This is a genomic window from Flagellimonas hymeniacidonis (assembly GCF_008040165.1).
GTDB lineage: Bacteria > Bacteroidota > Bacteroidia > Flavobacteriales > Flavobacteriaceae > Flagellimonas > Flagellimonas hymeniacidonis.
The window spans coordinates 70168-93545 of record NZ_VRUR01000002.1 but is presented as its reverse complement, the minus strand read 5'-3'; the positions used below and the strand labels follow the sequence as shown (position 1 = coordinate 93545).

Here is a 23378-nt window from a genome sequence, read left to right as displayed (position 1 = left end):
TTTCAACATGAATACGATTAGTTTTCCAGTTCACGACCGACTTAAATTATAGTGCTCTCAGTTTGCACATCATTTAACAAAATGCAATCTTCCTATTACTATTCTCATAGGAATTAATGTATTATATTTCATTCAAAAAATTATATTTGCCGATGGTCAAGTCGTTTTCCATAGTATTTCTAGTACTCCTGGTGATTAGTTGCGGTAAGGTTGAAAAGAACAACACACTTTCAAACACTACTAGCAAAACCCTAAAAGAACATCCATTATTTAAAAAGGTGTCCTCTGATATAAGTGGCGTTAACTTCTCAAATACCATTACCCATGATGTGGGTAGCATGGAAAACCTTTTTGATTATGATTATTTCTACAACGGGGCAGGTGTTGGCCTCGAAGATCTAAACAATGATGGCCTTCTAGATATTTTCTTCTGTGGTAATCAAGTGCCCAACAAATTATACCTCAATGAAGGAAATCTGAAATTTACAGATGCTACGCAGGGTGCTAATATAAATGATGGTAAAAAATGGTCCAACGGCATCACCTTTGTTGACATCAATAATGATGGATGGATGGATATTTATGTGTCCCAAGGAGGTCCAAATACTCGAGAGAACCGTAAGAACTTACTTTTTATTAATCAAAAGAATGGAGCTTTTGAGGAAAAAGCAGAAGAATATGGACTTGCAGATATGGGAATCAGTACACAATCCGCATTTTTCGATTTCGACAAAGATGGTGATTTAGATTGCCTGGTCATGAATGAAAACGAACTTTACGGACTTGACCCCATTAGTCTCAACAAATACGTCAAAATCAATCAGGATAACGTCTATTTTAATTCTTCCCATCTCTATCGCAATGATCATGGAAAGTTTGTAGATATCACAAAAAATGCTGGCTTGGAAAAACCAATTTTTGGACTGGGATTATCCATTTCAGATATCAATGAAGATGGGTGGATGGATATTTACATGGCTAGCGACTATTATCTTCCAGATGTGCTTTACATCAACAATAAAAATGGTACGTTCTCAGACAAAATAAAGGAGTCCACCAATCAAATTTCCTTTTATGGGATGGGTATAGATATTGCCGATCTGGATAATGATAATTTGCAAGACATCTTTGTATTGGATATGGCTGCCAATGATCACGTAAGATCTAAAACTTTAATGGCTTCCATGAGCACAGGAAGGTTTGATTATTTAGTGAACAAAGCCGATTTTCAATACCAGTATATGTATAACTCCCTGCAAAAGAACATTGGAGGAGCAAAATTCAATAATATTTCCCAGCTCTCTGGGGTTGCCAACACCGATTGGAGTTGGTCTGTTTTAATGAACGATTTTGATTTGGATGGCTATAAGGAAATTCACATTACAAATGGGTACAGACGTTATGCGTTGGATAACGACTTACAAAGGCAAGTATTTGAAGCTCGTCAAAAATATGGTTCCAGAGTTCCTTTAGATGTAAAGCGCCGTTTATATGAATCTATGCCTTCGGAAAAGTTGCCGAACATCATGTACAAAAGAACATCTGATTTGAGTTACAGTAACATTTCTTCCGATTGGGGCTTGGGTGATTTCTCTTTTAGCAATGGAGCAGCCTCTGGGGATTTAGACAATGACGGCGACCTGGATTTGGTGATTAACAATATGGATGAAACTGCCTTTCTTTATCAAAACCAATCCGTTGAAGAAAAACGTGGCAACTATTTAAAAGTTAACGCTAATGGTGATTCATCTGAAGAATTTGCCAAAGTGCAAATAGCATATGCCAACAACTCTCAAACAATCGAAATAAAAAGAGTTCGAGGGTATCGGTCATCACAAGAAAACAATGCACTTTTCGGAATTGGCGACCACAAAACCATAGACACCGTTACCGTATATTGGAAATCTGGGAAAATGGAGCAGAAGTTTAATGTGCCTAGCAACACAGTTATTTCTTTTTTGGAAAGTGATGCTGTTTCCTATGAAAATACAAGAAAACAACCTGGAAAATTGTTTGAAAAAATCAATACCAAAACTATTGGTCTGGACTTTGTGCACAAAGAGAACGCATATGACGATTTTGAAGAGGAGATCCTGCTTCCATATAAGCAGTCCAATTTAGGTCCTTTCATAACCAAGGGAGACATTAATGGAGACGGTTTAATGGATATTCATGTGGGTGGTGCATCCGGGCAACCTGGACAGATTTATTTACAGACAAAAACTGGTTTTAAAAATCTAAATACCCCTTCCCTAGCCAATGACGCTAATTATGAGGATATGGAGTCCCTCTTCTTTGATTTTGATGGGGATCAAGATTTAGACCTTTATGTAGTAAGTGGCGGAAATGAATTTGCAGAGCATTCATCATATCACACGGATAGAATTTATATCAATGACGGTTCAGGGCAATTTTCAAGGTTGGAAAGCGACGCTTTAAGTTCATTTCCCAAAAACGGAAAAGTTGTCTCTATCATCGATTTTGATAAGGATGGGGACAGCGACATATTGATAGGAAATAGGGTTATACCAAAGAAGTATCCAAATCACCAATCATCCGCTCTTTTTGAAAATATCGATGGTGAGCTTATAGATGCCACCGAAAAAATCGCACCCGCATTGCAAGATTTCGGGATTATCAATGACATACAAACCACAGATATCAATAATGATGGCTGGGAAGATTTTATTGTGGTGGGTGAATGGACAGGAATTGGTGTTTTTGTAAACAATCAGGGTGTTTTTTCAAACATAACTGAAGACAATACTACTTTAAAAGAAAAAGGTTGGTGGTTTTCGGTAAATGAAACAGATGTCAATAACGATGGCTTAAAAGATTACATTATTGGAAATGCTGGATTAAATATAAAATTTAAGGCTTCCGCAGAAAAACCGTTTAAAATTTACGCTGCCGATTTTGATGAGAATGGCACAAATGATATTGTACTCAGCAAAAAATACAATGGTACCTACGTGCCGGTACGTGGTAGGGAATGTTCCTCCCAACAAATGCCATTTATAAAGGAAAAATTTGAAACCTATACAGAATTTGCCAATGCTAGTTTGGTTGACATCTATGGAGAAAAATTAAATACATCCTATGAAAGCAGCGTTACTGAATTTCAATCGGTGATTTTGATTAATAAAGGAGGCCTTAGTTTTGAAAAAAAGGTGTTGCCTGCCAAAATCCAGTCTTTCCCCCTATTAGATTGTGTATTTCTTGATGTAAATAACGATGGGGTTGAGGATGTAATCACTGCTGGGAATATTTATGAAACAGAGGTAGAAACCCCTAGACTAGATGCCATTTCTGGCTTAATTCTTTTATCAAATGGCAAAGACGGCTATGAGGTGCTTTCGCACCAAGAGTCTGGTCTATTTTTAGAAGGAAATGTCAAAAGCATTGAAATCATTTCAAACGCCAAAAAGGAGCGTTTTTTAATTAATACAGCGAACAATGGTCCTTTGGCCATTCATAAAATCTCTTTATAACATACTGCTCAACCTTAATCTTGAGTTTATTTAAAGCTACACTATGAACAACCAAATTTATGGAATTCGGGCAGTAATTGAGGCCATTGAAGCGCAACAGCCCATAAACAAGATATTTCTTCAAAAAGGGCTTGGCGGAGATTTGTTCAAAGAATTGGAAACAGTCATTCGTAAAAATGGCATTAGCTGTTCCTACGTCCCTATTGAAAAATTAAATAGACTAACCAAAAACAACCACCAGGGCGCAGTTGCCAATATTTCGCCAGTAGCATTTCAAAAATTTGAGGATTTGGTTGAGAAGATACTTCAAGAGAAGAAAAATCCATTGTTCCTGCTTTTAGACCAGGTTTCAGATGTTAGAAACTTTGGCGCCATAATTAGAACCGCAGAATGCAGCGGTGTTGATGGCATTATCATCCCTAAAAGTGGGGCGGCACCAATTACCGATGACACGGTAAAAACATCAGCTGGGGCGGCATTTAAAGTGCCTATAGCCAAAGTAGATCATCTTAAAGATGCCATATTCTATTTGCAATCTTCAGACATAAAAGTGATAGCCGCAACTGAAAAAACTGAGGACACTATTTATACACTGGATTTTAATACGCCTTGTGCTATTATCATGGGTGCAGAGGATAGGGGAATTTCAGCTTCTGTGCTTAATCTGGTGGATTTTAAAGCAAAACTTCCTCTTTTGGGAGAAATAGGCTCCCTTAATGTATCAGTGGCCTGCGGGGTATTTTTATACGAAGTGGTGCGACAGCGAATGCAATAACTATTTATCTGTTCTCGTCTTTTTTGTAGTGGTACGTAATTTTTATTCCTTCTTGAGTGGGTGTTTCATCCATTTCTGCTTCGATAAAATTTCCATCCGCATCAAAATGTTTTAAAAACGGATCTTCTTCTTCATTATAATCTTCCCTTTCCCAGGTGTACTTTTTTTCAGCTGGAACGCGAATTTTTGTAGTTAATGCCAGTAAAAACCCCGTTATAAAACCTGAAAGATGTCCTTCCCAAGAAATATTGTCTTTTACAGGAAAAATGTACCATATCATACTCCCATATACAAAAACTACCACAAGGGACAGGGCAATTAGCCTAAAGTGCTTAGCAAAGACGCCTTTAAAAAATATAAAACTGGCTAAGACATAGATAATACCACTTGCACCTATGTGATATGATGGCCTACCAATCAACCAGGTTAAAAGTCCAGAAATAAAAAGACCCAAAACAAGTGTCTGTAAAGCGGCTTGTCTATAAAAATAGACCAAGAATCCTGTTAAAACAGCCAACGGAATGGTGTTGTTGTATAAATGTTCCACCGATCCGTGAATAAATGGACTAAACAGAATCCCTTTTAAACCAGAAAATCTTCTTGGATAAATACCATATTCATTCAAATTAAGTCCAAATTGAACCTCAATCCAGAATACTGTCCAAATAAGCAACATAGCCAACAAAGGGGCTAGTAAAATCCAATTGGAAAATTTGAAATGACTATTTTCTGACATAACAGTGTTTTATCTACAATTTCCTGTCCATACAGATGAATTTACACAAATTGTCAGGTTCTATGCAACTTACTTACAAAATGAAAGATCATCAACATAGTCTTTTCATCCTATAATTTTGTCTTATTTTTATCTGTATGAATGAACCTCTTGCAGAGCGCATCCGTCCCAAAACCCTAGAGGACTATATAAGCCAAAACCATTTGGTAGGTGAGCATGGCTCTTTAACGCATCAAATTAAAAAGGGAATAATTCCTTCTTTGATTTTATGGGGTCCTCCTGGTACAGGAAAGACCACTTTAGCCAATATTATTGCCAACGAAAGTGAAAGACCTTTCTATACGCTAAGTGCTATAAGTAGCGGTGTAAAGGATGTAAGAGAGGTTATTGAAAAAGCGAAAAAAAGCGGTGGGCTTTTCACTTCGAAAAATCCAATTTTGTTTATTGATGAAATCCATCGGTTCAGCAAATCCCAACAAGATTCTTTATTGGGAGCCGTTGAAAAAGGGTGGGTAACCCTTATTGGCGCTACTACAGAAAATCCAAGCTTTGAGGTTATCCCCGCGCTTTTATCCAGATGTCAAGTGTACATTTTAAATCCGTTTGAAAAGGAAGATTTAGAAGCACTTTTGGAAAGGGCAATGCAAACGGACAGCACCCTTAAGTCAAAAAAAATAACTCTGAAGGAAACCGAGGCTTTATTACGGTTATCTGGTGGGGACGGAAGAAAGTTGCTTAATATTTTTGAGCTTATCATCAATTCTGAAACATCAGAAAAAATAACGATTACAAACGACCTAGTCATAAGTAAGGTACAAAAGAACACTGTGCTCTATGACAAGACTGGGGAACAGCACTATGATATTATTTCAGCTTTTATTAAATCTATTAGAGGAAGTGACCCCAATGCTGCTGTATATTGGCTTGCACGGATGATTGAGGGTGGTGAAGATGTGAAATTCATTGCACGTAGAATGGTCATTTTGGCTTCTGAGGATATTGGAAATGCCAATCCTACCGCACTGGTGCTGGCTACTTCGGCTTTTCAAGCTGTAAATACCATTGGATACCCCGAGGCACGCATAATTCTTAGTCAATGTGCTACGTATTTAGCAAGTTCCGCAAAAAGCAATGCAAGTTACGTTGCCATTAAGGAAGCACAACAAAAAGTAAGGGAGACAGGAGATTTATCCGTACCATTGGCTATTAGAAATGCTCCTACAAAATTGATGAAAGATTTAGGGTATGGCAAGGGGTACGATTATGCGCACGACCATGAAAACAATTTCATTGATTTTGAATTTTTACCAGAAGAAATCTCTGGAACCACATTCTATAGACCAGGTGAAAATCCTAGAGAAAAGGCAATGAAAGATTTTTTAAAGAACCGGTGGAAAGGTAAATATCAGTTTTAAAACTTGATATTAAGCTCTTCCAATTTTTTACTGCCGTTTTCCGAATATTCCAGATACCACTTTTCTCCTTTCTTTAAAACCACGCCATTTTTCCCTTCATAGTCTACCAAAAAGACATTCTCAACGGAAGTGTTAATCAGTTTCAATCTAACCTTAGGGGTACTATCCACCAGTTGGTAGCCATTTTCAATAGGCTGTGCATATAAAATGTCAGAAGATATTGGTTCTGCTACTTCATCTGCTCTTTTAATGTTGGACGAAACGGGTTCCATACTTTTAAAACTTTGGTTTTCTGGTGTTGCAACTTGCACCTCCATTTTTTCCTTTGGTTTTTCTTCCAACGATTTTACATCATTTTTAAAACTCACGGTAATCGGCTCTTCAACAACTTCTTTTTTCTCCTCTTTCTCTTTTGGAGTGTATTTGTATTCCATACCATCAAAAGAGCTAAAAGATTTTTTAAGCGCATCTGTATAAGCAGCTCTAAACTCCTTAATCTTGCTCCTACCTTCAGTGGTTCTAAAAATCTCAATAGACTGACAATCTCTAAGAACCAACGTAGTTTTGGTATTGAAAAGGGTTGAAGTATCTTCTAGGTTTACCAATAGCCCAAGGCATCTGTTATTGCTTAAATCATCAGGCAGGGCATCATCATATACAGCATTGAAGCCTCTTTGTTTAAAAAGATACTTTATAGTAGTGCTTGTTTGGTACTTGTTTGGTGTTTTATATGCATCAAACTTCTTTGGGATTATGATATACTTATAATCATTCATTTGACTGTATACAGAACCGCTTAAACACACTGATAATACCAATAAAAATAATAGTCTAGATTTCATATAGAACAGATAATCAATTATCGTTCCAAGATATAATATTAAATCCAAACTGTAAAGAAGCATAATGGCTATCGGCGATATTTCTATATCCTAAAAGATTATCTCCTAAAATGTAAAAATTAACTGGTCCAGCCTGTAGATTTAAGCCCAGTCCAATGTTTGTCAGCGAATATTTATCTGCTGTATATGTTGCTTTAAGAGACATTGTTCTACCAAGCCTTTTTTGATAAAAACCAGTTAAAGCCGCTTGCACTCCCCTAGGTCTTTTCATCATAAATAGCTGCCCCCCTACACTGTTTCTATAAAAATCATCATTTTGGCCACTACTAATGTTAACAGGACATGCACAGTCTTTATTGGAACCTTCATCTTGACCAAAATCATAACGTATAGACCCATACGCTTTAACAGGCCTAAAAGAAATGTATCCGGAATCGTTCTCCTCATAAGGCACCGATTCTTCAATATCATCTATTAAATCTTGCCACAAATCGTTCCCCAGACTTGTAATGTCTTCTGGTAAGATGACCGTAATCCCTTCATTGCTTGCATTTCCTCTTAAGGTGTAATTTTTAACATCTTTGGAATTATAAATAAATCCAACATCCAACACACTTCCAGTAATCGTTGTTTGTGGATTAAGTTTATAACTAAATCCTGCATCAAAGCCAAGCCCCAGATTGCCTCCCAACAACACTCTTTTAGCAAATAAGCTCGTTAAATCTTTCTGGGTAGTCGATGTGTCTTCTTCCAAGATATCCACAATACCTTCAACACCTGACGTTTGAAGCTGCATATCAGCAACTATACTTGTATTGAAGATATTATCCTGACCTTGCGTGGTTCTGAAAGACCCTGAATTTTTGGTGGATTGAAATTGAAAAATGCTGGAATATACTTTTGCTCGTGCCCCTACTGTAAGCGTGTTGCTCATTTTTCGGTTAATTCCAAAATGGAAAACATTGACCATCTCCCCTCTTAGGCTTAAATCTCCAAGGTCAAAACTTCTTCCAATATTATCTCCGCCATTCCCTTCAAACGCTAAAATTGCCAAATCTTTTGGCCAATAGACGATGATGTCCGTTTCTCCATATATTCCAAAGGAATAATAATCATCTGGCCTGTTTTTGCCTCTGAATCCAATATTGAAGCCTTCTATCTGACTTGTGGTACTGAAATCATCTTTCCGTCGCATACCATCTATGAGACGTTCCCTAACCTTGGTGGTAAAATCCACTCCATCATTGGCAAATAGATCGTTTACAGTAACTCCGCTAGTTCCCACTTGAAATGCAAGCCCAGATATGAACGGTATTCCTGTATGCCATTTCTCTGAAGTTTTAACACCAGGATTAACCATCAATGATTGTGGTATCTCATAGAAATCATACAGCAATTGTTTATTTTGTGACCACAAAGAAGTCACCCCAAAAATCGTGGTTAAAATAAATATCCTGCCTAACCTCATTTAAGACGAAATAAAAATTCGGCCGCTGACCTTACTATTACTTTAGGGTCCTGCTGGTTAGAAACACTAGTGGAATCCCCTAAATTGGAGCCTATTACTCTTAATGCTGAAGTAGTTGTTAAAATATCTAAACTTTTGCCTCCAGATCCATATACTATTGCTATGGATTGTGTTGGTGTAGGTTCAGGGTCGATATTAAATATCTCTGTATCCAAAACATTCCCAGCTTCATCTAAAAATTCAATTGCAATATTCAATCTTTTACTAGTGGTATTCTCCAATTCATAGAATATTGTTCCTTCTAACAATCTTTCTGCAACAAATTGTTCGCTAAAGGCATCAAAATTGAAGGTTTGAGAATAGAATGTGGTAGCTACAGACGCATCGTTAATGAATTCCTCATCTGATTCTAAATATAAAAGACTGGAAGCAACAGTGGGTGTTATGCTTAAATCATCAAACTGGTCAAAATCCTGTTCCTCGGAGCATGATAGCGACATAGCCAGTATGGTGGCTGCCAAAATATGGCGCACAAGTAATCTTTTCATAGGTTCAAAAACATTTTGCAATAAAAACATCGGGGCCAATACTGCACCCTATTATAACTCTATAAAATGCTTTTTATTTCAATAAGATTATCTATGATTTTGCATAAATCGTGTTTCGATTCTTTATGCGCATTGAAATGAAGTACGTGGAATCCTACCGATTTTGCTCCTATAATATCAGCCTCTATGCTGTCTCCAATCATGAGTGCATTATTTGCAGCAACATTGGCCTTTGAAAGTGCCAATTCAAAGATATACGGATGAGGTTTTTTCACCCCTGCTGTTTCGGAATTTATTATATGCTCAAAGTAATGATGAATATTTGAACCTTTAAGTTTCTTTTCTTGAATTTCTTGGAATCCATTAGTGATGATGTGAAGTGCATAGTTTGGGGTTAAGTAGTCCAAAACTTCAATCGTATGAGGAAACAAATATGAAAAAGAGGATAAATGTGCGATATATTCATGTGCTAATTTATCTATTGATGAATTTGAAACCGGAGCATCAATGGCATCAAAAGTTTTCTTCAAGCGCTGGAATCTTAATTCTGATTTCGTTATTTGATCTTCACGATATAATTTCCAATATTCGAGATTTATGGGGATATAGGTTTTAAGAAAATCCTCTAAAGGAACATCTATCCTGTTTTCTTTTAAAATTTTTTCAAAAGTAAGCGCTGAGTTCTTTTCAAAGTCCCAAAGGGTATGATCTAAATCAAAGAAAATATCCGTAATCCTTCCTTTAAACATAATAACGCCTTAAAAAGGATTGATAAAGTTCCAACCAGTTTAGTTTATGATTTCCTCCCAACAATTCGTTGGAGAAAACAGTGATCAAACTTCCATTTACCTGTTGTACCAGTTCGTACACCTTGTCCATTTTTGCAAAAATCTCTTCCTTCTTTTTGCTGTTTACCAAAGCATAATCGTGTACCGCAAACGGATGAACTTTTAGTGGCTGCCTTACCTCCATATTAATATCATAAAAATAAAACGGAGTACACGTACCTGCTCTAAATCCTATTTCATGGGTATATCCCATAGAAAAATCATCTGTAAATTCAGTTTCTATAAGATTTCTATATGTACTCGGAACATTTACGCGATTATATCTTAATCTTGAGTAGTTAATCGGTCTGTTAATCAGATTGCCAAGTAATCTCTTCTCCTCTTTTAAAACCACTTTATCCGTTGAGGATAAAAACGAAGTACTCAATGATACTTCACTATAATCTGCAACCGACTTAATGAGATATCCGAACTTGTTATTGTTTGGAGAAATGTTTTTGTCATGAGCGGAATACTTGGCAAATTGAAAGAAAAACATCGTTTTTATCGGAAACTTTTTATGAATCTCTATCAATTCCTGAAAATTATCATAAGGATCTTTTCTTGCCCCCAAAACCACCGATATCCGTCGGAACATGCGTCTAAACTTGAAGTTGCCCACATCCATAAAGAATCCTCCCAAGCTTCGTATAAAGCCTCGAAGCGCATAACAATGAGAGGTAGTTACATTTATAATGGAAGTAAAATTATATGCTCGTTTTTTGTGCTGTAAGTCAGGAAAACGTTCCTTAAGCAACTTCAGTAGTTTGTATGCCCATAGATCAACCACCGGAAGCTCTAAAAATTTATGCTGATAAGCCAAACTCTCTTTAGCAGGAAACCGACCAACACTGTCCTTTACGTGTGGAAGATATTCCTCATACCTACTTAAAAGAAAAAAGCTCGCCGAGAAAACATCATAGGGAATAGCACTTTTTTCACCAGAAGAAAAAAAGCATGGGATTCCATCCCAATCACCAATTTTAATGTCCAAATCATTGATTCCCTGTTCAAAAAGCAGGTCGTTGCTACGTATAAAAAACTCGTTCTGTAAAGGTTGTTTGGAATACGTTATTTTGGGGCCGGTATGTTTAATAAAATCTTCAACCTTAGTGGTAAATGTGATTTCAATGCCAAGAATCCTTCCGAAAATCTGCTTTGCGGTATAGGTGAGGCGGTTTGTGATTTTATGCGTAAAAATTAATAACATGGGTTGGTCAACTAAAGAATTCCTTGGTCTGCAAAGCTTAAATAATCATGTTGGGTTAAAATTAAATGATCTAAAATTTTAATATCCAATGCTTCAGAGGCTATTTTAAGTTTTTGAGTGATCTGTTTGTCGGCGGCACTAGGCTTTAACGCTCCGGAAGGGTGATTATGAGCCAAAACAATTCCTATTGCCCCAAGTTCCAGTGCTTGTTTTAGTACCAAACGCACATCCACCAAGGTTCCTGTGATCCCCCCCTTACTCAATTGGGATTTGTGAATCACCTTGTTGGAATTGTTAAGATAAACAATCCAAAATTCTTCATGCTCTAATTCACCCATTAATGGATACAATAGTTCAAATGCATCCCTACTTCCAGAGATTTTAGCTATTTTTCGGGTATCGCCACCCCTTCTACGCCTGCCCACTTCCAAGGCTGCAGCAATGGATACTGCCTTGGCCTCTCCAATTCCTTTAAACTGCATTAATTGACTTATGGAAAGTTTACCAAGTTCATTTAAGTTATGGTTTACCGATGCAAGAATGCGTTTAGATAATTGTACCGCACTTTCAGTTTTGCTGCCAGACCCTATCAAAATGGCAATTAATTCTGCATCTGAAAGTACTGAACGTCCCTTTTGAACCAATTTTTCCCGTGGCCTATCATCATCCGCCCAATTTTTAATGGAAAAAGAAGCTATTTTTTCTTGCATGCTTTAAATATAGCTGATTAATTTATGTAATTTTCTATTCTAATCCTTTCCAAAATGAAATCTCTTTTTGATAGTGAGACCCACTCCGAAATATTAAACCGAATAGATAAATTGTCTGAATCTAGTACTGGACAATGGGGTAAAATGGAGGTTGGACAAATGTTGCACCATTGTCAATTTCCATTAAATCTTGCCTTGGGCAGGTATACAATGAAAAAGCCAAATCTGTTGATGAAGATACTATTTAAAAGTTTTAAAAAAGGAATGTATGACGACAAATTATGGAAGCCCAACCTACCTACTGCCAAACCTTTTAAGGTTGTCGACAAAAAAGATTTTACTCCAGAAAAAACCAAGCTTGTAGTTGCGGTAAGTGATTTTCATCTTGAAAAAAACAGAAAAAGTTGGGAACCACACCCAGGTTTTGGGCATTTTACACATGAGCAATGGGGTCAAATGCAGTACAAACATCTAGATCATCATTTAAGACAATTTGGAGCTTAGCTCAGTTTTTTCAAAACTTATTGATTAGAGTATCTTCTTTATAGTATTTTATCTTCACCACCTTTAGCTGATAACAAAGACCTTTCGTCAACTGGCAACTATCACCTGTCAGATCACTCTTTTTTTGCCTTGTTGCTTTTCTTATTTTCAAAACATCTTGCCATACAGCCTCAGATGTTGGCAAATCAACTAACAGCATAAAACATGGTATTCGCCAAAAAATGAAAAAAAGGATAAGCTTAATAATTCTTCTTTCAATGGTGACGCTTATGAAAGCGCAATGGAATAGCCAAATAAACGTAGAAGCATTGGATGCCCAATTCTTGCTTGCCGACAAGGGCATCCTTCCTATTCAACAAGAAGGGGAAATGTACTTCTTGGATGTAAATAAAAATAAAAAATTGTTTCCCAAAGGATTTGACATTGCCTATCCATTTTTTAAATCAGGCGCTTTGGTAAAATTGGATGGAAAATATGGCATTATTGATAGATATGGCAAGTTTCTAATACAGCCAACATATAAGACTTTTGAATTGGCTCCTTTTCCTGAAGAGTGTCATATTGTAATCTTTGAAGACCTAGCCTTTGATTTAAAAACTGGGACAGCATCCAATAATTATCTAAAGAATGAAGAACCTTCACTTCCCAAGCTTCAGATTTTTAAAGGTGAAAATGGGAAGTATGGTATCAAAAATAAAGAGAAGGTACAGATAGCACCTGCCTATGACGATATCATTGCCATAAATCCAAAATTTATACTCGTGGTTGAAAAAGAAAAAATTGGAATTATTGATTTGCTAGGCAATGTTTTAGTCGATCCCATTTTCGAGAAAGCATATTATTCAGAAAAATATCCGCATTATATATACCCCATAACAGCCCTTAAAAAAGGAAGGCAATGGCATTACTTTGAAGACGGGAAAAAAATACAAGAAAGCCGTTTTGCCTGTATTCGTTTTGACATTTCTCTACCAAATGCAATGGGAGTTTTCCGAAAAAAAAAGCGATTCAAGCTGTTGTTTAAAAATGGGGCTACATCTAGAAAATCTTATGATTTTATCGCTAAAAATGGGCTAGTTGCCCAAAGAAAGAACAAAATCTATCTATTGAAAAGCAATGGAGAAGAACATTTATATCATCACTCATATTAATTACATCACCCCAACAAATGACCCTCGAAATAAAACAAAAAATTGACTATTTAAGAAAACTGATTTTTGCAAACTCGCAATACTTGTATAAAATTGAAAACTATCAATACCTACCTTTAAAAGAAAAAGAAGTTCTCGCATTTGAAGAACGACATCGCATTACTTTACCAGAGGGATATAGAGGTTTTTTATTGCAAATTGGCAATGGAGGTTTAGGCCCAGGAACCGGTGTTTTACCACTTAAGGTGAATAGTACGTATCCAGAGTTGCATATGCCTTGGGTAGACCCAGATGAGTTCAATAGCATATTTAAACATAACAGTCAAGAAGAGGACTTTGATGCCTTTACTGATAGAGTGGATAAGATTCTTGATGAAGAGGATACAGAAGCTAGCTTACTTTATGATGCATCGGAAAATGGGTTGTTATGTGTTGGAAATGGGGGATGTGGTACATACTATGGATTGATAGTATGTGGCAAGAATAAAGGGCAGATCTGGATAAATCTAACCGTAGACGATGAGGGATTCTTGTTTAAGGCCAACAACTTCCTTGAATGGTATGAGGCGTGGTTAAGCAAAAAGATACAGCAGGTAGAAGAAAAGAATGTTGCCATTGAGCGCATTCTTTCCCAATACTCCAAACATTCATTTCTGCCCCAGAATTTGGAGGAACTGACATCCCTTATCCATGAATTTAAAGATGTAAAAGACAAACAGCCTATAAAAAAGGTATTTCGGGATTTGCTTAAGGGCGATGCCCTGCCATACAAAACCTTAACTAAATGTATCGACTACACTTTAAATCAATCCGAACACGCAGACTATGAATTAGCTCTTAAGTTTATTAAAAAAGGAGCTTCAAATTTTAAAGAAAGGCCATTAAAGGAATGGCTCTCCTTAAAAGGAAAAGCTTTAGTGGGTCTTGGCAATTTTAAGCAGGCACTTGCAAGTTTTGAAAAAGCTATAGAATGCGGAAATGAGCCTAAACTTGATTATGAATTCACAAGATTACTCGCTTATTGCCTATTAAAACTGAACCAACCTAAAAGAGCTTTGCAAACAATTACCCCTCAAGATGATATTCCAGATGTTCATAACGCCATAGCGCTATTAGGTGAACTGTACAATCTTTATAAGGACTATGAAACGGTTGAAGCATTGGGTCAGTTAATTCTGAGCTGGAAATTATTCAAAAAAGAAAAGGAGAATCAGAAGTATCTACCCTTTATACATCTTACGCTTATCTATACCTATGCGAAATTAGATGATGGGGAACAGATATACATCTTGATTGAAAAACTGGTTCAAATCAAAAAAGAGGAAGAAGCTGTCCCGTATGAAAACATTGCTTTGGAATTGATCAACGCAAAGCACTATGCCATAGCGCTCAACTGCCTAGAAAAGTATGCCTCTTTTGCCAGAGCAAAGGAAAACCCTCAAGGATTGTATAATCTTAAAGGATGTTGTTACGCTGGATTGAAGTCCTATCAAAAAGCAATTGAATGTTTCAACAAGAGTTTTGAGGTTCATCATTGGATAGTTCCTTATGCCAACCTTATCAGGTGTTATATTCATTTGGAAAAGTATGATATGGCACAAAAAATATTTGATGAATTAGTCATTTTTGACCCCTACTACTCATGGAGCTATTATCAGTTTTCCTTGTTCTATGTTAAGAAACACATGTCTAAAAAAGCTATTGACCTATTAAACCAAGCAGTATCTTTAGGTTTTGATAAAAATGAAATTCTGAATGACCTAGAACTTGATGTAATCTTAGAGGATTTTAAAAAAGGCATCAATTAAACTAAGGTCAAACTATCTCAGTAGATTACTTATAAAAACTAAATAAATGATTGCTAGAATTTGGAAAGGACATACAAAGCTTGAACATTTGGAAGAATATACAGATTTCATGAAGGCGCGGGCCATACCCGACTATTCAAAAACAGATGGTTTTATAAAGCTTACTTTTTTAAAAAGAACCGACGAAAATCACGCCTATTTCAATCTGATAACTTTTTGGGAAAACATGGAAGTTATTAGAAACTTTGCCGGACAAGATTATGAAAAAGCAAAATACTATCCCGAAGACAAAGATTATTTATTGGATTTTCCTAAAAAAGTAACGCACTACGAGGTATTTGCGGATTAATCCTTAAAAAGGTACTTATTGAAAAACAGACTTTACCCTTTCAAAATCCAACCCTCCGTAGTTACCAGAGCTCATTAAAAGTAGTGCTACATTGTCAAAATTTTGATTAAACAGATAACCCTGAAACAGAGCAGGGTCCGTAAAAATGGTAACATCCTCCCTGTTTAGCGCTTGCCTAATTTGTCCAGTTGTAACCGTTTCTAATTGCTTGATCTTTACGGCATCTGGAGAGTAAAAAACAACGGCTTCATCAGCAGCGTCCATGGCGCCATCATATTCTTTTAAAAACTCAGAATTGAGGCTGCTATAGGTATGTAATTCTAAACATGCTATTAATTTGCGTTTGGGATATTGTTCCTTAACTGCCATTGCAGTAGCTCTAACCTTGCTTGGAGAATGTGCAAAATCTTTGAAAGCAACCTTTCCCTTTCCTTCAGCAATTTTTTCCATTCTTTTTGAAGCTCCTTTAAAAGAAGCTATTGCCTCATAAAAATCTGCCTCATCTACCCCCATGTTCTGACATATCCATTTGGCTCCGGCTAAATTATTTAGATTGTGCTTTCCGAAGACAGCCATAGGCATTTCCCCTTCAGGAGTGTCCAAAAATGTTGTTCCATCCACAACATTATAGTTGGGAGTACCATATGGAAATTTCCGAATCTGATTTTCTGTAGCCTCTACCACTTTTTTCACCTCTGCATCTTCTTCATTATATGTAATGCTGCCTCCACGTACAATACTGTCTACAAAAACCTGAAACTGTTCCACATAATTCTCAAAAGTGGGAAACACATTAATGTGATCCCATGCAATACCACTCAACAAAGCAATGTTAGGTTGGTATAGATGAAATTTAGGTCTTCTATCTATAGGAGAGGATAAATATTCATCCCCTTCCAAAACAATAAAATCGTTTTCTTCAGTAAGGTGCACCATTCTGTCAAAACCATCCAATTGTGCACCTACCATATAATCCACACTAATGTCATTATAATCCAACACATGAAGAATCATTGAGGTAATAGTGGTCTTACCGTGACTGCCACCAATTACTACCCTTGTCTTATATTTAGACTGCTCATACAAAAACTCAGGATAAGAGTAAATCTTTAGACCCAAATCTTGTGCTTTTAGTAACTCAGGGTTATCCGGTTTGGCATGCATCCCAAGAATAACCGCATCCAATTGCCCGTGAATTTTTTCCGGATACCATCCAAATTCAGTGGGCAACAATCCTTTGTCTTCCAATCTACTTCTTGACGGTTCAAAAATTACGTCATCACTTCCCGTAATAGTATATCCTTTGTGTTCCAAAGCAAGGGCTAGATTGTGCATAGCGCTTCCGCCAATGGCAATAAAGTGGATTTTCATTGTTACAATTTATATCTCAAAAATAGACATTGGCAAAGTCAATACAAACTAAGATTTCATCTTATTAATCTCTATCTTAGAACAAAATTGAATGCAATGAACTTATCTGAAATTCAATCAAAAGAAATTATGCCGGGATACCATGGAAAAATGGTTCATAGTGAAACTATGACCTGGGCATTTTGGGATGTTGAAAAAGATGCAGAAGTACCTGAGCATAACCATGTGCACGAACAAATTATGCATGTTCTGGAAGGGAATTTTGAATTTACCCTTGGAGGAAAAACGGCCATTTATTACCCCGGCGACATCGTCATAATTCCGTCTAATGTGCCACACAGTGGAAAGGCACTCACCCCATGTAAATTGATGGATATTTTTAGTCCTGCAAGAGAAGAATATAAGTAGTTATGAATATTACACTTTTAGGCAAAAACGCATTGGTTGGGGGTAGCAGCAAAGGAATTGGTGAAGCCATTACAAAACAATTGGCCGCTAGCGGGGCAAACGTAACCCTTATGGCTAGGAACGAAGAAAAAATGAAGGCCATAATCTCACTGTTACCATCTGATCAAGGTCAAAAACATCAATATCTCGTTGTAGATTTTTCCAATTTTGAAACATATAAGAGCACCATGCGCTCTTTTTTTAATCAACATTCCATTGATATTTTAGTAAATAATACGCAGGGGCCTGCAGCCGGCGGAGCTTTGGAAAAAAAGGTAGAGGATTATCAACAAGCTTTTGATCTTTTATTCAAGTCTGTTGTTTATACCACAGCGCTTGCTGTAGAAAACATGCAAAAAAAGGGATGGGGAAGAATAATCAATGTGGCATCCATTTCTGTTAAAGAACCTTTGAATTATTTGGCATTATCAAATTCTATTAGAGCAGCAGTAGTGACTTGGGCAAAAAGCTTGGCTTTTGATGTAGCCAAAGACGGAATTACCGTCAACAACGTTCTTACGGGATACTTTGATACGGATAGAATAGCGCAACTGAACAGCAAAAAAGCTGAAAAACTAGGAATATCTGCTTCAGAGGTAAAAGCTAACATGGAAGCCCAAGTGCCAATGAAACGCATTGGAGATCCTAAGGAATATGGCTTTTTGGTAGCTTTTTTGGCTTCAGAGCAAGCTGCATACATTACAGGAATCAATATCCCCATTGACGGAGGATTGCTTAAATCACTGTAATTCAATATCTGTCAATTATCGAATTTTGCTCTGTATAAATTATCAAATTCCTAATTTTTGGTTAATTTTATTGCTTAACCACTAAATTCAAACACATGAATTCAAAAGTTTTCCTAGTAGCCCGTATTCTTTTAGGGCTATTTGTCCTAGTATTTGGTTTAAATAAATTCTTTGGGTTTATCCCATTTGGGGAAATGCCTGAACTAGCTGGCAACTACTTTGCTGGCATTGGCCCAACCCATCTTCTTAAAATCGTAGGTATTATAGAAATTTTGGCTGGACTGGCTTTTATTCTGAATAAGTATGGCGCACTAATGGCCGTTATTCTTATGAGTGTTTCTGTAAATGCTGTACTGTTTCATGCAACATTGGCCCCAGCAGATATTATGGGAGCTCTAATATTACTTGTCTTGAATATTGCTGTTCTTATGGGATATAAAGACAGATATAAGGAACTCTTAAGAGCTTAAATTTAAAAGGCCTTCTTAAGAAGGCCTTTTTTCTACTCCGTTTTTTGATTATAAACTCATCTTATCCTTAAAAATATAAGATTGCCGTCTGGACACTTCCACTTCTTCCCCATTTTTCATCTGAAGTTTCAGCTTGCCATTGAACCATGGCATTACATTTTCAATAAAGTTGGTATTTACAATTTGCTGGCGATTGGCTCTAAAAAAAGACTGTTCTGGCAGTTTTTCCTCAACCTGATTAAGTGATTTATATAACAATGGTTTTTTCTTATCGAAAAATACTCTGGTATAATTTCCAACAATCTCAAAATGAGAAATATCCCCAACTTTTACCAACCAACAAGATTCTCCATCTTTAATGAAGATTTGACTGTTTTCGGACAATTTTTTGGTAGTGGCAACTTCTTCTTTATTTCCACTTAGCTGGGTCGTAACTTTTTCCAATGCTTTTGCAAACCGTTTTTCGTTCACAGGTTTAAGTAGATAATCCAACGCATTGTATTCAAATGATTTAATGGCGTATTCATCAAAGGCTGTGGTAAAAACGGTAATGGGAACCTCATCAAGCATTTCAAGTAGCTCAAAACCGTCTTTTTCTGGCATGTTTATATCCAGAAACAACAAATCTGGATGCTCCTTCTGTATGAGTTCATATCCTGAGTCCACATTTTCTGCCTCTCCAACCAGTTCAATTTCTTCGTGCTTTTTAATGAGTTCTTTTAACTCATTTCTGGCCAACCTGGAATCTTCAACAATTACTGCTTTAATTTTCATGCCAGCGGGATTTTTATGTTCGCCACCACCTCATCGGCAATCTCATTTAAGCTAAAGGATGCCTTATCAGCATATAGTAATTTTAATCGTTGCCGAATGTTTTTTAGCCCTAACTGGGTCGTATTTTTTCCAATTTGGAGTTTTCCTGTATTTCTAACTTCTATGACCAAAAGTTCACCCTCTTGTTTTAAGCTTAAAACGATTCGACCTCCTTGTTTTAAGTTAGCAATACCATGCTTAGCGGCATTCTCTATCAACAACTGTATGATCATGGGTGGTATTTGAAGCTGTAATACATCTTTATCTACCTCTTTCACAAACTCCAATCGGTTTTCAAACTGAATTTTTGATAGATCTATATAATTGTCAACCATTTCCAGCTCTTCTTCGACTGCAATGGCATTAATATTATTCTTGCTCAAAGAATACCGGAGTATTTCAGAAAGTTTGGTCAACATTTCCCGAGATTTATCTACATCTTCCAACATTAGCCCTCTTATATTGTTAAGGCTATTGAACATAAAATGCGGATTGATCTGTCCTTTTAGGGTATTAAGTTGGGCCTGTTTAAGATGGGTATTTAGTTCTAACCTTTCAATTCGGTTTTTATTTAATTTCAATAATAGCTTAATTGCTAAATATGTAACAGTCCATGCTCCTATTAGGAAAAGAGCATTGAATACCTGTATCCAGACTTTATCATAATTATTGAACATCTGAATTTCGGCTTCTGATAGTTCCGGCCCAAATTTGGCATAGAAATAACCAAACCCATAGTTCATCGCCCCAAAGAGTGCAGCCACAAGTAAAAAAGAGACAACTATTTTTATGAGCTCTTTAATACCAAAAGAATCGAATTGAATATTCCTTTTTAAATACCAACGTAAAATGGAAGTTGAAAAAATCCCGATGAACATGCCAAATACTATGGAATATATAAGCAACTCAGTACTTATTTTCTTTAGGGCAAAAATTGAAATCATATTGATGAATCCCCAACCAAGAAGTTGAAGAATCCAAAAACTGTAATTACTTTTTTTACGGGTTAATTCCATTAACGTGTATCAATATTTTTTTCAAATATAGTTTTTTGCCATAGGGTGGTAAGCCTTTGTTCTTCTTTCATGGCAAATGGCTCCATGATTCCTATTCAGCTATTTCTCTTGATGCTTTTCTAGAGTTTTTGTGACATCTTCTGTCTGTTCTTAAAAAAGCTACCCATATAAGCGATATGCCCGTGTAAAAGAATATAAAATAGTCATCATATAACCAACCATCATATTTTCCGTAAATGCCAATGAGCACTCCTATAATTCCTGAAATCAATACTATTTTTTGTGATGTGTTTAATTTTTTCATTGTTGATATATTTAAGCTTGAACTTGTGATTTAATTAAACAAGAATATTTACGAGTAATGTGATAATTAATTTTGCTAGAGCTATCATTTGGTATTTGTTTTGTTTGTTATACCCCAAAAATACCTTGCATTCCTACAGAAATAAAGTAGATTATGACCAGTGGTAAAATTGAAAGCTCGAACGGTAATTCTGACTTCTATAGCCTTTTACCAAACAAAAAAAGGAGCTTTTAAAAGCTCCTTTCATTAATTCTTTATATACAATTTCTGCTAGTCTTTAAGTGGAGTAGGTATCTCTTGTTTCCCTAAATGTTTTGCATAGAAGCCCATCATAGCTTTATATAGCGCTATTCGGTTCTCTTCCTTACCAAAACCATGGCCTTCATCATATCTAACCATATAAGGTACATCATAGCCTTTACCCCTCAAAGCACTCACAATTTGATCCGATTCGTCTATATTAACCCTTGGGTCATTAGCCCCTTGAACTACAAACAAAGGCTTTTTAATCTTTTCTATCTGGTACACCGGAGATACTTCTTCCATAATTACTTTTTCCTCGGCCACATCCTCATCATACCAAATTTCCTTTATAATCTTTAAATAGGGCTTCCAATATGGTGGAATGGTCTTCATAAAGGTGAAAAGATTGGAAACGCCAACATAATCCACTCCGCAAGCATATAAATCTGGTGTTTTGGTCAAACCTCTTAGCACTGCATATCCGCCGTGGCTACCTCCATATATGGCTGCTTTATCTGCATCCACCCAGCCTTGATCTATGACATATTTTAAGCCATCTTCCACATCATCCATCGCTTTTCTCCCAATTTGTTTGAAACCAGATTCCAAAAATTCTCGTCCATAACCTCCAGAAATTCTGAAATTGACTTGTAGCGTTGCATATCCTCTGCTAGCAAATAATTGTGATTCTGGGTTAAAACCCCATGAGTCACGTATTCCTTGTGGTCCTCCGTGAGGATTCACAATAACAGGCACTTTTTCTCCTGCCAACGACGCTTTTGGTAGCGTAATGTAGCCATGCAATGTTATTCCATCCCTACTTTTAAAGGTAATGGGTCGCATTTCGGACATGTCTTCTTCCTTAAGCTGTGGCATGGTATTATACAACTCCGTAAGTTCATCTTTCGATACATTGTATGAATAATACACTCCATACAATCGATCACTGTCCACGTAGACCATATATAGGTTTTCATCATCTGTGGTATCCAAAACGCTATATTGTTTACCTGGAAGTTCCTTTTTGACCTTGGCATCCAACTTTTTAAATGCATCGCTAACAGGAACCATAATACTTTTCTCACCTTCATAGGAGAAATAATCTATTTCATAGTTTCTCTTTCTGGAAAGCCCCATATTTTGAACATCATACTGATCATTGCTGAAGATCTTCTCAATTACTTTATCCTCCTTTAAATCATAAAGCACTATTTCCGATTTATCACTGCTTAGGTTTGATAGAATATAGGCATCGTGAGGGTTCTCAGTACCATAGTTGAAGTCAAGAATGTTAAAGGCATCTTTCCAATTCAGATTTTTAATTGTCGTATACCCACCAGTCCCATCTTCATAGTATATATCTTGCTCCACACCATCTCTGATTTTAGCAAATGCCTTAAGGTTTCCATCTTTATCAAAATTATATCCCGCTATCGGGTTGGCAGCATCCTCATTGGTGTAAAGTTGAGTGAGCTCTCCATTATCCAGATTCACTTTGTAAGGCTCAAATACCTGTGGGTTATTTTTATTGAGAGAAACAATAATGTGATTTTTGTCCTCCTTGAGCAATTCTGTAAATTGAGCCCGAACCCCATCAAAAGGAGTTAGGTCTTTTAAATCGCTTCCGTCTAAATCCACCGCATAAATATGATAGTTTTCATCACCACCCTTATCCATGGAATAGAACAGTCTTTCATTGTTTAACCAGCCATACGATCTTACCAGTTCATCCTTTTCTTCAATGGCTCTTTTAATTTGATTTGTTGCAAGGCTTTTAACGTAAATATGTTGTTTTCCATTTTCATCACTTTCACGATACGATAAATATTTACCATCTGGTGAAAACCTGAACGTAAATGCCTTTGGATTGGCAAAATAGTCCGAAACAGTGTATCTATAATCTCCTTCATCCAAGGAAGCAAGTGAGATAAGTTCATCATCTGAACTTACCAAGCTCGGATTCCCAGGAAGTGTTTTTTCTTGCGCATGTGTGGTTGCCCCCATCAGTAAAAACAGGGCTGCTCCACAAATGGTGCTAAAATTTAATGTTGTTTTCATAAGTGTTTGAATTAATAGTTTCTGATTGAATAATAGAAGTTAATCTTCTAAATAAGACTCAATTAAAAAGCAT

22 protein-coding genes are annotated in these 23378 nt (G+C 36.5%); 10 read left to right on the top strand and 12 right to left on the bottom strand.

From position 1 onward, the window contains the following. Positions 1-152: 152 nt before the first annotated feature. Together FVB32_RS09260 and rlmB are read left to right on the top strand one after the other, a co-directional pair. Entirely contained in the window at positions 153-3491 is a 3339-nt protein-coding gene (locus FVB32_RS09260; RefSeq protein WP_187269542.1) for a VCBS repeat-containing protein, read from the top strand. Between the two features lie 43 nt (positions 3492-3534). Further along, positions 3535-4266 (top strand): 23S rRNA (guanosine(2251)-2'-O)-methyltransferase RlmB, encoded by a 732-nt coding sequence (gene rlmB / locus FVB32_RS09255; protein WP_147743529.1) that lies wholly within the window; start codon positions 3535-3537, stop codon positions 4264-4266. A gap of 4 nt (positions 4267-4270) precedes the next feature. Here the strand turns inward: rlmB and FVB32_RS09250 are convergent, their stop codons facing one another. Continuing rightward, complete coding sequence (locus tag FVB32_RS09250; protein WP_147743528.1) at positions 4271-5002, bottom strand: rhomboid family intramembrane serine protease; 732 nt, start codon at positions 5000-5002, stop codon at positions 4271-4273. 137 nt (positions 5003-5139) lie between these two features. On the opposite strand from FVB32_RS09250, the gene FVB32_RS09245 reads away from it, so the two are divergent. Then, positions 5140-6417 (top strand): replication-associated recombination protein A, encoded by a 1278-nt coding sequence (locus FVB32_RS09245; RefSeq protein WP_147743527.1) that lies wholly within the window; start codon positions 5140-5142, stop codon positions 6415-6417. Here FVB32_RS09245 and FVB32_RS09240 read toward each other — a convergent pair. From FVB32_RS09240 to radC, 6 genes are all read right to left on the bottom strand, one after another. Continuing rightward, positions 6414-7193 (bottom strand): hypothetical protein, encoded by a 780-nt coding sequence (locus FVB32_RS09240; RefSeq protein ID WP_222707960.1) that lies wholly within the window; start codon positions 7191-7193, stop codon positions 6414-6416. The two genes, FVB32_RS09245 and FVB32_RS09240, sit on opposite strands and share 4 nt — an antisense overlap. A gap of 79 nt (positions 7194-7272) precedes the next feature. Beyond that, positions 7273-8727: a DUF5723 family protein gene (locus tag FVB32_RS09235; protein WP_147743525.1), complete on the bottom strand. Its 1455-nt coding sequence runs from the start codon at positions 8725-8727 to the stop codon at positions 7273-7275. Then, a complete protein-coding gene (locus FVB32_RS09230; protein WP_147743524.1) occupies positions 8724-9275 on the bottom strand; it encodes a hypothetical protein in 552 nt (183 codons plus the stop codon). Before FVB32_RS09230 ends, FVB32_RS09235 begins: the two co-directional genes overlap by 4 nt. 59 nt (positions 9276-9334) lie before the next feature. Then, positions 9335-10024: a YjjG family noncanonical pyrimidine nucleotidase gene (locus FVB32_RS09225; RefSeq protein WP_147743523.1), complete on the bottom strand. Its 690-nt coding sequence runs from the start codon at positions 10022-10024 to the stop codon at positions 9335-9337. After that, a complete protein-coding gene (locus tag FVB32_RS09220) occupies positions 10017-11312 on the bottom strand; it encodes a polysaccharide deacetylase family protein (protein WP_147743522.1) in 1296 nt (431 codons plus the stop codon). Before FVB32_RS09220 ends, FVB32_RS09225 begins: the two co-directional genes overlap by 8 nt. Before the next feature lie 11 nt (positions 11313-11323). Beyond that, on the bottom strand, positions 11324-12022 hold the full coding sequence (gene radC / locus FVB32_RS09215; protein ID WP_147743521.1) for a RadC family protein: 699 nt from the start codon (positions 12020-12022) through the stop codon (positions 11324-11326). 54 nt (positions 12023-12076) lie between these two features. Here radC and FVB32_RS09210 point away from each other — a divergent pair, with 54 nt between their 5' ends. From FVB32_RS09210 to FVB32_RS09195, 4 genes are all read left to right on the top strand, one after another. Then, entirely contained in the window at positions 12077-12526 is a 450-nt protein-coding gene (locus FVB32_RS09210; protein WP_147743520.1) for a DUF1569 domain-containing protein, read from the top strand. 221 nt (positions 12527-12747) lie between these two features. Next, positions 12748-13677: a WG repeat-containing protein gene (locus FVB32_RS09205; protein ID WP_147743519.1), complete on the top strand. Its 930-nt coding sequence runs from the start codon at positions 12748-12750 to the stop codon at positions 13675-13677. A 17-nt stretch (positions 13678-13694) separates the two neighbouring features. Next, a complete protein-coding gene (locus FVB32_RS09200; RefSeq protein WP_147743518.1) occupies positions 13695-15485 on the top strand; it encodes an SMI1/KNR4 family protein in 1791 nt (596 codons plus the stop codon). A gap of 46 nt (positions 15486-15531) precedes the next feature. Next, entirely contained in the window at positions 15532-15834 is a 303-nt protein-coding gene (locus FVB32_RS09195) for an antibiotic biosynthesis monooxygenase (RefSeq protein ID WP_147743517.1), read from the top strand. Positions 15835-15849: 15 nt separating this feature from the next. Here FVB32_RS09195 and FVB32_RS09190 read toward each other — a convergent pair whose 3' ends face one another. Then, a complete protein-coding gene (locus FVB32_RS09190; protein ID WP_147743516.1) occupies positions 15850-17205 on the bottom strand; it encodes a UDP-N-acetylmuramate--L-alanine ligase in 1356 nt (451 codons plus the stop codon). 96 nt (positions 17206-17301) lie between these two features. Between FVB32_RS09190 and FVB32_RS09185 the strand changes: the two genes are divergently transcribed. From FVB32_RS09185 to FVB32_RS09175, 3 genes are all read left to right on the top strand, one after another. After that, the gene (locus FVB32_RS09185) at positions 17302-17613 is read left to right on the top strand and encodes a cupin domain-containing protein (RefSeq protein WP_147743515.1); all 312 of its coding nucleotides are present in this window, start codon (positions 17302-17304) and stop codon (positions 17611-17613) included. A 2-nt stretch (positions 17614-17615) separates the two neighbouring features. After that, a complete protein-coding gene (locus tag FVB32_RS09180) occupies positions 17616-18401 on the top strand; it encodes an SDR family oxidoreductase (RefSeq protein ID WP_147743514.1) in 786 nt (261 codons plus the stop codon). Positions 18402-18496: 95 nt separating this feature from the next. Further along, a complete protein-coding gene (locus FVB32_RS09175; protein WP_147743513.1) occupies positions 18497-18871 on the top strand; it encodes a DoxX family membrane protein in 375 nt (124 codons plus the stop codon). A 48-nt stretch (positions 18872-18919) separates the two neighbouring features. Here the strand turns inward: FVB32_RS09175 and FVB32_RS09170 are convergent, their stop codons facing one another. The 4 genes from FVB32_RS09170 to FVB32_RS09155 all read right to left on the bottom strand — a co-directional run bounded on the left by FVB32_RS09170 (position 18920) and on the right by FVB32_RS09155 (position 23305). Then, the gene (locus tag FVB32_RS09170) at positions 18920-19645 is read right to left on the bottom strand and encodes a LytR/AlgR family response regulator transcription factor (protein ID WP_147743512.1); all 726 of its coding nucleotides are present in this window, start codon (positions 19643-19645) and stop codon (positions 18920-18922) included. Beyond that, on the bottom strand, positions 19642-20700 hold the full coding sequence (locus FVB32_RS09165; RefSeq protein WP_147743511.1) for a sensor histidine kinase: 1059 nt from the start codon (positions 20698-20700) through the stop codon (positions 19642-19644). The genes FVB32_RS09170 and FVB32_RS09165 overlap by 4 nt, the downstream gene beginning before the upstream one ends. 91 nt (positions 20701-20791) lie before the next feature. Continuing rightward, complete coding sequence (locus tag FVB32_RS09160) at positions 20792-21004, bottom strand: hypothetical protein (protein WP_147743510.1); 213 nt, start codon at positions 21002-21004, stop codon at positions 20792-20794. Between the two features lie 270 nt (positions 21005-21274). After that, complete coding sequence (locus FVB32_RS09155) at positions 21275-23305, bottom strand: S9 family peptidase (protein ID WP_147743509.1); 2031 nt, start codon at positions 23303-23305, stop codon at positions 21275-21277. Positions 23306-23378: the final 73 nt, after the last annotated feature.

Bases quoted from the DNA above. Each gene is read 5' to 3' on its own strand.
- FVB32_RS09200 (WP_147743518.1), top strand. From the start codon at position 13,695: ATGACCCTCGAAATAAAACAAAAAATTGACTATTTAAGAAAACTGATT.
- FVB32_RS09185 (WP_147743515.1), top strand. From the start codon at position 17,302: ATGAACTTATCTGAAATTCAATCAAAAGAAATTATGCCGGGATACCAT.
- FVB32_RS09230 (WP_147743524.1), bottom strand. From the start codon at position 9,275: ATGAAAAGATTACTTGTGCGCCATATTTTGGCAGCCACCATACTGGCT.
- rlmB (WP_147743529.1), top strand. From the start codon at position 3,535: ATGAACAACCAAATTTATGGAATTCGGGCAGTAATTGAGGCCATTGAA.
- FVB32_RS09235 (WP_147743525.1), bottom strand. From the start codon at position 8,727: ATGAGGTTAGGCAGGATATTTATTTTAACCACGATTTTTGGGGTGACT.
- FVB32_RS09195 (WP_147743517.1), top strand. From the start codon at position 15,532: ATGATTGCTAGAATTTGGAAAGGACATACAAAGCTTGAACATTTGGAA.
- radC (WP_147743521.1), bottom strand. From the start codon at position 12,022: ATGCAAGAAAAAATAGCTTCTTTTTCCATTAAAAATTGGGCGGATGAT.
- FVB32_RS09170 (WP_147743512.1), bottom strand. From the start codon at position 19,645: ATGAAAATTAAAGCAGTAATTGTTGAAGATTCCAGGTTGGCCAGAAAT.
- FVB32_RS09180 (WP_147743514.1), top strand. From the start codon at position 17,616: ATGAATATTACACTTTTAGGCAAAAACGCATTGGTTGGGGGTAGCAGC.
- FVB32_RS09165 (WP_147743511.1), bottom strand. From the start codon at position 20,700: ATGGAATTAACCCGTAAAAAAAGTAATTACAGTTTTTGGATTCTTCAA.
- FVB32_RS09260 (WP_187269542.1), top strand. From the start codon at position 153: ATGGTCAAGTCGTTTTCCATAGTATTTCTAGTACTCCTGGTGATTAGT.
- FVB32_RS09205 (WP_147743519.1), top strand. From the start codon at position 12,748: ATGAAAAAAAGGATAAGCTTAATAATTCTTCTTTCAATGGTGACGCTT.
- FVB32_RS09155 (WP_147743509.1), bottom strand. From the start codon at position 23,305: ATGAAAACAACATTAAATTTTAGCACCATTTGTGGAGCAGCCCTGTTT.
- FVB32_RS09250 (WP_147743528.1), bottom strand. From the start codon at position 5,002: ATGTCAGAAAATAGTCATTTCAAATTTTCCAATTGGATTTTACTAGCC.
- FVB32_RS09245 (WP_147743527.1), top strand. From the start codon at position 5,140: ATGAATGAACCTCTTGCAGAGCGCATCCGTCCCAAAACCCTAGAGGAC.
- FVB32_RS09210 (WP_147743520.1), top strand. From the start codon at position 12,077: ATGAAATCTCTTTTTGATAGTGAGACCCACTCCGAAATATTAAACCGA.
- FVB32_RS09240 (WP_222707960.1), bottom strand. From the start codon at position 7,193: ATGAATGATTATAAGTATATCATAATCCCAAAGAAGTTTGATGCATAT.
- FVB32_RS09225 (WP_147743523.1), bottom strand. From the start codon at position 10,024: ATGTTTAAAGGAAGGATTACGGATATTTTCTTTGATTTAGATCATACC.
- FVB32_RS09160 (WP_147743510.1), bottom strand. From the start codon at position 21,004: ATGAAAAAATTAAACACATCACAAAAAATAGTATTGATTTCAGGAATT.
- FVB32_RS09175 (WP_147743513.1), top strand. From the start codon at position 18,497: ATGAATTCAAAAGTTTTCCTAGTAGCCCGTATTCTTTTAGGGCTATTT.
- FVB32_RS09220 (WP_147743522.1), bottom strand. From the start codon at position 11,312: ATGTTATTAATTTTTACGCATAAAATCACAAACCGCCTCACCTATACC.
- FVB32_RS09190 (WP_147743516.1), bottom strand. From the start codon at position 17,205: ATGAAAATCCACTTTATTGCCATTGGCGGAAGCGCTATGCACAATCTA.